Raw genomic sequence first — 11909 nt, forward strand, 5'->3', positions numbered from 1 at the left:
TGAGCTCAGCCCTTCCTAAAGGACTGCTATCAAAATAGAGTACCGTTAGGCGGTGAGTATAACTTCACGCTGATCTTAAACATACCCAGGAGTGATTTCGGTTACGATCAGGATCAGTTCTAAGTAACCATCTCCCTAGATATGAAATGTGACCTGGAGCGTGGTCTCAGTAAAAAGTAGGTGGTAAGGGAAAGGGTAGATTCTTTTGGTCAGTTCAGCGGCAACGATAACGTATTCTTTAAAATGAAATATAACTTTTAGGTCTACATTTCTTCAGATCGGAACCCGATCTTCTCAAAAGGATTTGCGACACTCGTGACCATATTATTCAGGTGGGAGTTGATCCGTTTGAGGTATCGTGCATAAAGTGCCAGTGTGGCACATTCATCCGGTGTCACACCAGTTATCTTTCCCCCTGCAGCACGGTCCACAATTGTGTCACAGATCGAGGACAGTTCCGTTTTAAATGTTGACATCTGATGCTTTGCACTATCTTCGTCCTGCTCTCGAAGAATACGGATAGATTCCTTAAAACGTTCTTTTGTAGTTGACTCTATTTGAAGAAGGTCTTTCTCAAGTTCAGGAATATCTAAACGATTAGAATGTACTTCGGCAAGATCGAGTATGTTCTTGGCGTAGTCCCCAATTCGCTCAATATCGATGACAATACTCACAAGAACCATTCCACCAGGAAGTTCGTTTGGGCCTTGCACTGTACAGTGTGTCATCACTTTTCTTCGAACTTCTTGTTCGTATTCGTTTACCTTTTTGTCCTTCTGGCGGATATCCTTGTTTATAATAGTGTCATCGCTCTCCCGAAGAATTCGCATAGCTTCAAGACACATATCCCGGGCGATTTCCAGCATTTCAAAGGATTGGTCCCATGCCTGTACAAGCAGATTGTCCGATTTCCACAGTTTTAAGAGTTGATTCCACATGATTTTACCTCACAAATAAAATTAGTCTTAAGAGATTCAGAAATGAAATGTTTATGATGCAGACAGTATAAGGCTTTTGCAGTGATAATCTCCAGTTCCGGTTATCGATCCTCGTATTCATGTTATCCAGTATTTACGTGAGGAAAATGAGTACCACCGGAACAAAGTGCAGAAGAATATAGATAGTGATGAATAGAATCAAGTTTCTGGTCGACTTGCTCGCCATGAGTCCAACAAATTCAGCCATCCGAATTGGAATGAACTTAAATGGGTAAAATAGAACAATACCGAAGACATTGAAACAGAGGTGAGAAAAGGCAACAGTTACGGCCACACTGTTCTGCGTCGCCATGGCAGCCAACATTGCGGTGAATGTTGTTCCGATATTTGCACCTAGGGTATACGGGAAAATCTGTCTAACAGAAATAAGACCGGCACCGGCCAGTGGTATGATAAGGGAAGTTGTGACCGAACTGCTCTGGACTAAAGCTGTCATCAGAATTCCGAAGATGAAACCGAGTACATCATTTCGAAAAAGGTACTTATCAATGATCACTTCTATCCTCGTTAGCATTATAGATCGAATTGTTTTGATTAGAAATGCCAGTGCAGAAAACATGATGATTAGGGAAAAAATGATCATGACTAGGTTTTCGTAAGGGACAAATGAGAATAGGAAATCGAGTAGTTTAATCGCAGGATCAATGATGAATTTTAATGGATTGAACATTTTCAATCCGCCCGCTCCTGAGAATCCTCTTTCTAAGATAGAAGCTGTTTTGGATATGATATGAAATTTCAGCTCGATGGGGAACAAGACGATAACAACGCAGATATTAAAGAAATCGTGCACGACGCTTGCGGAAAACGCCCTTCGAAATTCCACCTTGTTATTAATATAACCGAGCGACACAAGTGTGTTGGTGATGGTTGTACCGATGTTCGCCCCCATTATGATTGGAATGGCGTTACTCAGGTTGAGAGCGTTTCCGGCAACCAGACCGACAACGAGTGAAGTGGTAGTCGAAGAACTCTGAATGAGACTCGTAGCAACGATGCCGATAATGAGACCAGCGAATGGGTTAGATGTCATCATGATCATGATTTCGGCCAGGTTCTTAAACTGCTTGAAGGAGTGCCCTAGCAGATTGATACTTAGCAAAAATAGATAAGTAGCCACTATGATCGTAAGTGCTTTAACTAGCTTGGATTTTGTATTCATGTTTTTCTGATCACCAACCTAATCGTATGTCATTCATAGTAAGCGAACGATTTAATGAAAAAGAATTAAATCTGAGAAAAATGCAAATAGGCCATTTTTCATAAGTGACAAATTCTAACAGAGGTATGTCCAGGCGAATCAACTAGAGAAAACCTGGATGGTTCCTAAGTAAGTATTTTGAACTCCCAAGTTCTTTGAATCAATTGAAGTTTATATAGCTTCGAAACTTAGAAACTGTTGTGATCCAACCCAAGAGTTTGATAGGATTATTTTAGCTAAGCGGTCTGCTTCGATCTAATATTATTCGAACTTAAAAGAGTTAACCTGTATCTTTACTTAAAGCCAAGCCAGCTGGATAGAATAATGAGGCAGGGAAATTATAGTTATTATTTTGCTACTAACTTAGACCAATAAATGTTGGCACCAATTATTGTTAATATTGCCAGCACGTAACCCACGCTTGCGCCGGGCAAAGGTTCATGGATTATCCCGACACCGAGTTCTGTTACAACAAGGGCACTGACGGCGTATACTGTGATCGCAGTATTATAACGTATTACTGTACTGTATAGCCAACAAAATACAACACCAGTTAATAGACCGCTAAAAATCCAGGAACCTATCCCAGATACATCATTGCTACCAGCAGTCATTAGACCCAATAGGATGAATATAAAAGTGAACAATCCTTTTCTGGTGGTCCAGGATGCTGTTTTATCTGTAACAAAAAGAATGACAAAGGTCATGAACGCTGCCGATGTGATAAAACTACCTAAAGCGTCGATATAAATCCCCAGAAGAGGAATGGTTGCCGCTCCTTGCGATATAGCTGGCCAGTGAGGACTCAGGCTTGGCTGCATTGAATTTGTAAAAGCAAAAAAACCTGCCAGACCGATTCCAATAGCAATTCCTTCGATTAAATCAGGGCCATGTGATTTTTGTGCACTATTATTTATTTGATAATGGGCAACCGCGGCCAAGACCGCTGGAATCATTGAGATTAATAGGGCGCCAACCACCGTGCCAGCAATCAGTACCCCTAACTGATTATTATATGGTTGTGCTGTGGAAAAGCCAGCAACAATGGATGGTAACTGATTAATGAAAGTCACCAACCGTAAAATGAAGAGGGGAATCAATATATATACCACCAACTTGGTAGTGATCTTTTTTCTGGTCCAGTGAATTATTCCTAAAACAACTGCTGCCAAAACTACAATAATCAGTAAAAAGGACATGGCATTGGAAGCAACACCTAATACGGCTTGTTGATCCTTTTCTTTGCGTTCCCATTCTTCTGGAACAAAAACAAATGTACTATGGCTACTTATTTCATCACCACTTATCGTAACGCGGATTCGTTTATCACCCTCGGGTAATTTTGCGTTGACAATATCCTTGAAAACAAACTCCCAGTCCATTCGTGCTGGTTTTTTAGACGGTTCAGCTGAAATGAATTCAATGTCGTCTGGTGTAAGATCATAATGTTTATTAATCGTTGCGTATACAAGATCTTTTGCCGCATCTTCCGTTAGTTCGTTTCCAGCTTGATTCTCAGGCAGTCTATGGGTGATACTCAATGGCTTACCCTTATTATCCAACGCAACCCGGTATTCTTCAGCGCGCTCATTTAAATCGCCTTCGAATTTTGCATAACGTATATCCATGCCGGGTGTACCGATGTAGTTACCCATTAAGTCACCATACGTATCTTCCCCTGCGGTTTGCCAGATGAATCTGTTTTGCTGCCCCGGCCCACTAGGGCTGACTGATGTGAGCCTGTTCCATTCATCCCCTAACTGAATGCCATTTTCAACCAGATGATTTTCCGCAATTGCAATTGCTTCTTTTCGATTAACTTCCAGCCCTGGGGCATCGGGTGTGCGATTGAACCCAATGACTGCAATAATGCCCAGGGCACCAAAAAGAAGTAAAATCTTTTTACTATTTGGACCATATTCGGGTAGATCAACAGCAGGGACTTTTTCTTTGGTTTTCTTTTCTGGTGCAGGAGTGAAGGCACTGTTATAAAAGTTGTTGCCCAGTTCAGTCCATTTTTTGTCTTTCCAGCGACCCATGAGAATTATCCACACTGGTACAAGACAGAGGACAAAAACCATCAGCTGATCAAACCACATGCCGCTCGCAGAAGAAGTAAAAATAGGTAAAGACATGAGTACGGCATCGTACATGAAATGGGAAATGATTGCGGGCAGCAAACCGAATTGTAAGTACAACAAACCGAAAATGATAGATGGTATGATCAATTCAACCAGTCGTGCATAAGCTGGTTGAGATGGATAATTGGCATGTGCAGCGGCAAAGATCAGCGACTGGACAACGAAACCAATTATGATCCATGGTTTGCGCCGACCGAGTCTGTCCCCGATCAGCGCTGCCCCGGCGATGGGCACGGCGCGGAAAAGACACTCTTCCCAGAACCCTGCGCCCAATGCTCTACTGACCGATGATATCCAGGGGAAGGGAGTGGCGATGACATCAGGATCAAACAGTGTAGAAGCAGGATCCCACCAGCCAAACAATTTTTTAGTTACCAGGTAAAAACTGATTACGAAAGCAAGATCAAAGCCGATCATGAGGTAGCCGCCTACAGTGCGGCCCAGAACTTGGATGGAATTAGTCGCACCTTTTGACCATATCTTCCAGAGATTAATCTGTTGGGGGAATGCCCTTCTACTCAAGCTTTCTGCTGCCATAAAAGAGAGAGAATAAACAATAGTCATAAAAATTGTGTTAGCGACCATGGCAAATATATTTTGTAGGAAAAAACTTTGCTCTGATAGGGCTGTTGGGTAGGACATCCACATCAGTGGCCAGAAATTGATCTCACCTAAGGTACCGAATGCGGCAACGAAAGATCCCCAGTATACCGCTTGTTTCCAGATTACCCAGCGTTTGCGCATCATGAAAAACAGACCCAGAATAATGCCACCAAAACCATAGAGCAAAAACATGGCCATGCTGGCGGATGTTGCCAGCGTATTGTTTGCTGAACGCATCTCCTCGAAGCGTCTGCTAAATGTTTCCGGTACTTTTATAAAGTGTTTCAGTTCGGTTACTTTGTCTCCGCTTACAACCAGTCTTAACCGAAAAAACCCATCCCCAATCTGTTCTTCTTTACGTTCATAAACAAAAGTGTGATCAATCCGTTCGCTGGGCATTAACTCTTCCGAAGTTTCTATGGCCTCGTATTCGGAAAGCTGAATGTCGATTCCATTATGAAGGAAATTTTCGGCGATTTTCCTTGCTTCCCCAGTGCCCAGGGCGGCGCCTTTTTCTGTTTCTCCCAGTGTCTCATTGAAACCGTAAAAATCACCAGCGGGAGTGAAGGTAATTCTTGTTTCATTTGGTTCATGTTCCCTGTAGTGCCTTACTGTCCAAGTATAAAAATGGTATAGACCATCTTGCATTAAGGAAGAAACTTTTTCGACACCTCCCGCATCCAGTTCAACAAAGTTTTGTGTTCTTGTGTCATGGGTAAATGATGCTACCTGGTTATAATTATCCGGGCCCCAATTATTTTTCTCAGCCAGCATTTTGGATTGACTAAAAGCACTTTCTCGATCCATTTTCAAATCCAAATTCAGTATGGTAAAGGCCTTAGGGAAAACCTGTACGCTGTAAAATAATCCGCCGATAAACAGTAGCACGGCCGAAATCCAGAAAACGGGTTTACGAAATATCACATTTCCCCCAAATAATTATTCTAAATACAGTCAGTAAATAAAAACTCTATTATATTAATCCCGACACACCGGTGCTTGGTTAATGATCCGAACTTTCCTCCGATTCAGCCTTAGCCGAGCCAGCTGAGGTGCCTCGCTGTTCAACATAATCTTTAACTGTTTCCGCGACTTTTGGGGCAAGATCGAAGAGCTTACCCATAACCGTCTCTTCCTGCTTTAATGAATAGAGTCGTGCGCCTTCAGTACCCACCACAAAAAAAGCCAAGGGTTCAATGCTCCAGCCGCCTCCTACCCCTTCACCAGTTGTGCCTTTCTTGTTCTTTTCTGACCCGCCACCACCGGCACCAAAACCAAAGCTCACTTTTGATACGGGGATGACCGTGTAGTCCCCAGCGGTGATGGGGTCACCCACCACCGTTTTGGTCTGCATGACACTTTCCAGTTCATCCATTACATTTTTTATCAAATCTGAAACAGCCATATTCTTTCCTCCTATCGGTTGATGTTGAAATAAGCTTGCCCAACGCGCCAGGCTAGCGCCGTAGGGCGAAATTGAAACGCGGTATCACAGTTAACATCGGCCATTTGACGGTCGAAATTTGGCTGAATGTTCAGCTGAAACCTGTGAGGGAAAAGACCGTTCCCAACAGCCATGAGTCCGCCGAAAAGCTTACCTGTCTGGCTTGGGTCCTTAAGGCCGAACTCACCTCTAAGTTCAAGGTTGCCCCACTGGATTGAGCGCTTTGTTGCGGAGATAATTCCCAAAAGATTTGTTGATCGCTTCTTCTTTTGTTTGGGTTTTTGTTTTGCTTTGGTCTTCTTTTTATCTCCCAGCGAAAAAGTGAAAAACGGGGAGTGGGCTCGCCCGAGAAAAACGGTAAAACGTTTTGAATCTCTATTCACTCCAACCCCTCGATTTCTGCCACCCAGCAGTGCGCGAACAGAGTAGTCAAACACATTTTTGTCATAGTAGAGTTTTCCAGAGAGAGAGACTTTCCATCGCAAGGAGAGTACTAGAAGGACAGAGCTAAAAAGTATGAGTAGAGTCCAGAGTAAGAGTGTCATGATTCAATGGAAAATAAAGGCAAAAAGCCGGCAAAGGAAAGACAAAAGAGCTCCAATCACCTTGTCTGAGATAAGGTCGGTTTGTACTTTTATCCGTGCTTTTCAAGATAATTTTAGATGGGTTCGAGTTAGGAATTATTCGACTTCTCATTTAACTAAATTAGTTTGCCTGAGGGGCCTCTTCGGAGGCTCCTTTCATTTTTTGAAAAAGAAAATTGACCTGAAAGATATAGACCCCATTGGTATCGCCGGTGTGGCTGACGAGAATATTAAAATTCTCGAAGAATCTTACCCTTGTCAGATTATTTTACGAGGTTCTACCATCATTCTTGAAGGGGAGAAATCTGTGATTGCACAGGCGTCTGAAACCCTCTCAGAAATGATGAAAACGTACAGCAGTAAAAATCAGCTCACGGCCAATGATGTGAAGTCACTTGTGGCTGTTATTTCCAACGGCAAACACGTTGAACAAAAATCGGAAGAACCTGTCATTCTGCACACCCGGCAAGGACCTGTAACGCCTCGGTCTGAAGGCCAAAGGCTGTTCTATGACGCGGTACAAAAAGATGATATGGTTTTCACTATAGGCCCAGCCGGTACGGGAAAAACCTTTCTTGCAGTGGCGTTTGCAGTGGCTGCCTTCAAAAGTCGCCGAGTGAAGCGGATTATCCTTTCAAGGCCTGCAGTGGAAGCGGGAGAGAGGCTCGGTTTTTTACCCGGTGATTTAAAGGAAAAGATCGATCCTTATCTGACGCCACTTTATGACGCTCTTAACGAACTCTTGCCAACAGTCAATCTGAAATCGCTTCTTTCCAAGAGAGCAGTGGAGGTGATCCCGCTGGCCTACATGCGGGGCCGGACGTTGAACAACGCTTTCGTTATCCTGGATGAAGCGCAAAATTGCTCCGCCATGCAGATGAAAATGTTTCTCACTCGGCTAGGGCCAAACTCCAGAACCATCATTACGGGCGACAAGACGCAGATGGACATTCCTGACAAAAACGATTCCGGGTTGCTTCAGGCGGAACAAATTCTGAAAAAGATTGACGGCATCGGCTTTGTTTATCTGGATGAGTCGGACGTGGTGCGGCACAGATTGGTAAAGGATATCATCAAAGCTTACAATAATAATGACAATGGGGAGTAGTGAGTCGGTTGTGCTTGCCGGGCCTAAGCGGACACCCGTCGGCGCCTTTCAAGGGAGTCTCTCAACTGTTTCCGCTCAGCATCTGGGCGCCATCGCCATCCGAAGTACTCTTAAAGCAGCCGATGTTGTGCCAAACAGTGTGGATGAAGTGATTATGGGGAATGTCCTCCAGGCAGGCCTTGGCCAGGCGCCCGCCCGCCAGGCAGCCATCTACGCCGGACTTCCTGATTCAGTCGAGTGTCTCACCATTAATAAGATGTGTGGTTCGGGCTTGAAGGCTGTAATGCTGGCGTCACAGGCCATACAGACGGGAGATGCCAGTATCATCGTGGCCGGCGGTATGGAATCCATGACGCAAGCACCCTATCTTTTGCCGAAAGCGCGGGACGGCTATCGTCTCGGGCACGGTGATATTGTGGACTCCATGATTAAAGACGGACTGTGGGACGTCTACAACGACAGGCACATGGGTAAATGTGCCGATATGTGTGCTGAAAAATACAGCTTTTCCCGAGAGGACCAGGATGCCTTCGCAAAAGAATCTTACACCCGGGCACAAAGCGCTCAAGCTGAAGGCCATTTTGCTGATGAGATTGTTCCGGTGGAGGTGAAAGACCGGCAGGGGAATGTTTCCGAAGTTTCGTTAGATGATGAGCCTGGCCGAGCCGACTTTGGGAAAATAACAAAGCTCAAACCGGCATTCGGAAAAGAGGGAACCGTCACAGCTGCCAACGCTTCAAAGATAAACGACGGTGCTGCTGCCATGATAGTGATGAATGAGGAAAAAGCTTCTGAACTGAAAGTAAGTCCGGTTGCGCGAATTGTAGCTCAAGCCTCGGTGGCCCAGGAGCCGGAGTGGTTCACCACTGCACCCGTAGGTGCTATTCAAAAGGTGCTGAAAAAGGCCGGTCTTGAGATGGGTGATATCGATCTTTTTGAGATCAATGAAGCGTTTGCAAATGTCGCCATGGCAGCCTTGAAGGAACTTGACTTGAACCATGACATAGTCAATGTAAACGGCGGGGCAGTGGCGCTGGGCCACCCCATTGGTGCCAGTGGTGCTCGCATTCTGGTGACGCTTTTGCACGCCATGAATTTAAAAAAGGCAAAGCGCGGTCTGGCGGCCATCTGTATTGGTGGCGGTGAAGCGTCGGCCTTAATTGTTGAGGTTATCTGAAATGGATTTCAACTACTCTGAAGAACAACTCCTTATTCAGAAAACAGCTAGGGAATTCGCCGAGGAACACTTGGCTCCGGGCGTTATCGATCGGGATGAGAAAATGGAGTTCCCATCCAAGCAGATTAAGATGCTGGGTGAAATGGGGTTTATGGGAATGATAGTGCCGGAAGAGTGGGGCGGAGCAGGCTTAGATACTTTAAGCTACTCCCTGGCTCTGGAAGAGATTGCAAAAGTGGACGCATCTGCTGCTGTCCCTGTTTCTGTGAACAATTCACTTGTTTGTGCGCTTCTGTACAAATACGGTACTGATGACCTGAAAGATAAATACCTCCGGACTCTTGCCACAGGTGAATGGCTCGGCGCCTTTTCACTCAGCGAACCCCAAGCGGGATCTGACGCATCTAATCTGCTCACCTACGCAGAAAAAAGTGGAGACAAATACATCATCAATGGCACCAAGAACTGGGTCAGTAATGGTATCAACTCTAATATTGTGTTTGTTTTTACTGTTACGAAAAAAGGTTTAGGCCATAAGGGGATCACCGTGTTTGCTGTTGAAAAGGGCATTGACGGTTTTTCCACGGGGAAGAAAGAGAATAAACTCGGTATTCGGGGCTCAGACACCTGTGAACTCTATTTTGACGATTGCCATGTGCCGGAGGAAAACAGGATTGCCGAAGAGGGGGACGGATTCAGAATTGCCATGTCCGTTCTGGACAGCGGAAGGATCGGTATAGCCTCTCAGGCCCTTGGGATCGCACAAGCGGCTCTAGACAGTTCCATCGATTACGCCAGTGAGAGAAAACAGTTCGGATCAAAGATCAGCACCTTTGGTGCCATAAAAGAGAAAATTGCCAAAATGGCCACTGAAATAACTAGCGCAAGGCTCCTAACCCATTACGCTGCCACCCTTAAAGATGAAGAGAAGCCCTTTTCCAAAGAGGCGGCCATGGCGAAATATTATGCGTCGGATGTGGCAATGTCGGCCGCTACTGAATGTGTTCAGATATTTGGAGGTTACGGATATATGCAGGAGTACGGTGTGGAAAGACTTATGCGGGATGCCAAGATTACACAGATTTACGAGGGAACTTCAGAAATACTGAAACTGGTTATAGCAAGATCAATGTTGGAGGCAGAATGAAGGATATTGATGTCTTAGAACCTCAGATTAATTGGGACCAACTCACCTTCAGCCACACACCAACCAGAAGCATGTATATGGCTACCTGCGATGAAGGGCATAAATGGCAGGAAGGGGCTCTTGTCCCGTTTGGCAACATAGAACTTTCCCCGGCTGCCGGAGTATTGAATTACGGTCAGGGTGTGTTCGAAGGGACGAAGGTGTTCAGGACGGCCAAGAAACGTGTTGTTCTGTTTCGCCCGGAAATGAACGCAAGAAGAATGGAAGGATCAGCTGAAAGACTGTGTATCCCCCCAATTCCTGAAAAAATGTTTCTGGAGGCTTTAGAACAGACTGTAAGGGATAATGCTGACTACATACCACCATTTAAAAAAGGAAGTTTGTATGTTCGTCCCATCGTTTGGGGGACCGGTCCTGTACTTGGGGTACATGCGGCGCCTTCTTATACTTTTATTATATTTGTTTCTCCAGTGGGGCCTTACTTCCAGGGCGGGATTCCATGCCTGAATGTTAAGGTAACTAAGTTCTACCATAGAGCTGCCCCAAAAGGCACCGGTTCTGCCAAAGCTATTGGGAACTATGCCGCATCCCTCTACCCACTCGAACTGGCAAAGAAGCTTGGCTTCAGCGAAGTAATGTATCTCAATTCTAAGGATGAAAGCTTTGTGGACGAACTGGGTTCGGCAAATGTATTTGCTCTAAAGGGGGATACCCTTCTGACACCGAAGCTTAGTGGCTCACTCTTACCTGGTGTTACTCGTGACTCAACAATTCAGATTGCACGGCAGATCTTGGGCCTCGATGTTCAGGAGATTGACGTTACCGTGAACGATTTCCTTACCGCTGACGAAGTATTCTGTGCTGGAACGGCGGTCGTTATTTGTCCCATTGGCCGTATTACCACTGATGATGATTCAGTTGAAATAGGTACTGAAATGGGTGCGGTAACAGCGGAATTGCGGAAAATATTGAAGGACATCCAGCTGGAACGTCGTGAAGATGTTTTTGATTGGTTACGTCCCTTAGATCTTTATTAATGATTCTTGTCAAGATGCGGCGTTTTGCCCGTGAATTGGTTCTTCAAGGGCTCTATGCCGCCGAAATGACCGAAGATTCTCCCAATAAAATAATTGAGGATTTGGTGCGTCGTCACAACGTCGATGCTGAAACGAGAGAGTTTATTGAGAGGCTTTTCAATACCACTTTGAAACATAAAGATTGGACTAGAAAGCAAATCGAAGAACGATTAGAGAACTGGGAAATCAGTCGTGTGGCCATTATTGACCTTCACGTGCTCCAGATGATGATGACCGAAATGGTCTTTTTTGAGGATATTCCGCCGAAAGTTTCCATCACGGAAGGTGTTGAAATAGCCAGAAAGTACAGTACCGATGAGAGCAGTTCTTTCGTGAATGGTATTCTCGATTCAGTTTATCACTCACTGGAAGATTTGTCTGTTCCCGGTGAGTAATATCAAGGTAATTTTTAAACTTATTGGAGTTTCCT

10 protein-coding genes are annotated in these 11909 nt (G+C 44.8%); 5 read left to right on the forward strand and 5 right to left on the reverse strand.

The genetic code is table 11. From position 1 onward, the window contains the following. Positions 1-263: 263 nt before the first annotated feature. The 5 genes from EYO21_04520 to EYO21_04540 all read right to left on the reverse strand — a co-directional run bounded on the left by EYO21_04520 (position 264) and on the right by EYO21_04540 (position 6932). Positions 264-938 carry a hypothetical protein gene (locus tag EYO21_04520; GenBank protein ID HIB03074.1) on the reverse strand — a complete coding sequence of 225 codons (675 nt, stop codon included), beginning with the start codon at positions 936-938 and terminating at the stop codon, positions 264-266. Between the two features lie 133 nt (positions 939-1071). Beyond that, positions 1072-2160 carry a hypothetical protein gene (locus tag EYO21_04525; protein ID HIB03075.1) on the reverse strand — a complete coding sequence of 363 codons (1089 nt, stop codon included), beginning with the start codon at positions 2158-2160 and terminating at the stop codon, positions 1072-1074. 386 nt (positions 2161-2546) lie between these two features. Next, positions 2547-5831 (reverse strand): CPBP family intramembrane metalloprotease, encoded by a 3285-nt coding sequence (locus EYO21_04530; GenBank protein HIB03076.1) that lies wholly within the window; start codon positions 5829-5831, stop codon positions 2547-2549. A 115-nt stretch (positions 5832-5946) separates the two neighbouring features. After that, positions 5947-6348 (reverse strand): sporulation protein, encoded by a 402-nt coding sequence (locus EYO21_04535; protein HIB03077.1) that lies wholly within the window; start codon positions 6346-6348, stop codon positions 5947-5949. A gap of 11 nt (positions 6349-6359) precedes the next feature. Then, the gene (locus EYO21_04540; protein HIB03078.1) at positions 6360-6932 is read right to left on the reverse strand and encodes a DUF2953 domain-containing protein; all 573 of its coding nucleotides are present in this window, start codon (positions 6930-6932) and stop codon (positions 6360-6362) included. On the opposite strand from EYO21_04540, the gene EYO21_04545 reads away from it, so the two are divergent. Genes EYO21_04545 through nusB form a run of 5 tightly spaced genes read left to right on the forward strand, consistent with a single transcriptional unit; the run spans position 6931 to position 11874 of the window. Next, positions 6931-8079, forward strand: coding sequence for a PhoH family protein (locus EYO21_04545; GenBank protein ID HIB03079.1), 1149 nt, complete (start codon positions 6931-6933; stop codon positions 8077-8079). The two genes, EYO21_04540 and EYO21_04545, sit on opposite strands and share 2 nt — an antisense overlap. Further along, on the forward strand, positions 8069-9256 hold the full coding sequence (locus tag EYO21_04550) for a thiolase family protein (GenBank protein HIB03080.1): 1188 nt from the start codon (positions 8069-8071) through the stop codon (positions 9254-9256). The genes EYO21_04545 and EYO21_04550 overlap by 11 nt, the downstream gene beginning before the upstream one ends. Before the next feature lies 1 nt (position 9257). Then, on the forward strand, positions 9258-10403 hold the full coding sequence (locus tag EYO21_04555; GenBank protein ID HIB03081.1) for an acyl-CoA dehydrogenase: 1146 nt from the start codon (positions 9258-9260) through the stop codon (positions 10401-10403). Next, positions 10400-11440, forward strand: a complete 1041-nt coding sequence (locus tag EYO21_04560; protein ID HIB03082.1) for a branched-chain amino acid aminotransferase — start codon at positions 10400-10402, stop codon at positions 11438-11440. The genes EYO21_04555 and EYO21_04560 overlap by 4 nt, the downstream gene beginning before the upstream one ends. Beyond that, on the forward strand, positions 11440-11874 hold the full coding sequence (nusB, locus tag EYO21_04565) for a transcription antitermination factor NusB (protein ID HIB03083.1): 435 nt from the start codon (positions 11440-11442) through the stop codon (positions 11872-11874). The genes EYO21_04560 and nusB overlap by 1 nt, the downstream gene beginning before the upstream one ends. Positions 11875-11909: the final 35 nt, after the last annotated feature.

The sequence above is a fragment of the Candidatus Neomarinimicrobiota bacterium genome (genome assembly GCA_012964825.1).
GTDB lineage: Bacteria > Fidelibacterota > Marinisomatia > Marinisomatales > S15-B10 > UBA2125.

Bases quoted from the DNA above. Each gene is read 5' to 3' on its own strand.
- EYO21_04520 (HIB03074.1), bottom strand. From the start codon at position 938: ATGTGGAATCAACTCTTAAAACTGTGGAAATCGGACAATCTGCTTGTA.
- EYO21_04525 (HIB03075.1), bottom strand. From the start codon at position 2,160: ATGAATACAAAATCCAAGCTAGTTAAAGCACTTACGATCATAGTGGCT.
- EYO21_04535 (HIB03077.1), bottom strand. From the start codon at position 6,348: ATGGCTGTTTCAGATTTGATAAAAAATGTAATGGATGAACTGGAAAGT.
- EYO21_04545 (HIB03079.1), top strand. From the start codon at position 6,931: ATGATTCAATGGAAAATAAAGGCAAAAAGCCGGCAAAGGAAAGACAAA.
- EYO21_04540 (HIB03078.1), bottom strand. From the start codon at position 6,932: ATGACACTCTTACTCTGGACTCTACTCATACTTTTTAGCTCTGTCCTT.
- EYO21_04550 (HIB03080.1), top strand. From the start codon at position 8,069: ATGGGGAGTAGTGAGTCGGTTGTGCTTGCCGGGCCTAAGCGGACACCC.
- EYO21_04555 (HIB03081.1), top strand. From the start codon at position 9,258: ATGGATTTCAACTACTCTGAAGAACAACTCCTTATTCAGAAAACAGCT.
- EYO21_04560 (HIB03082.1), top strand. From the start codon at position 10,400: ATGAAGGATATTGATGTCTTAGAACCTCAGATTAATTGGGACCAACTC.
- nusB (HIB03083.1), top strand. From the start codon at position 11,440: ATGATTCTTGTCAAGATGCGGCGTTTTGCCCGTGAATTGGTTCTTCAA.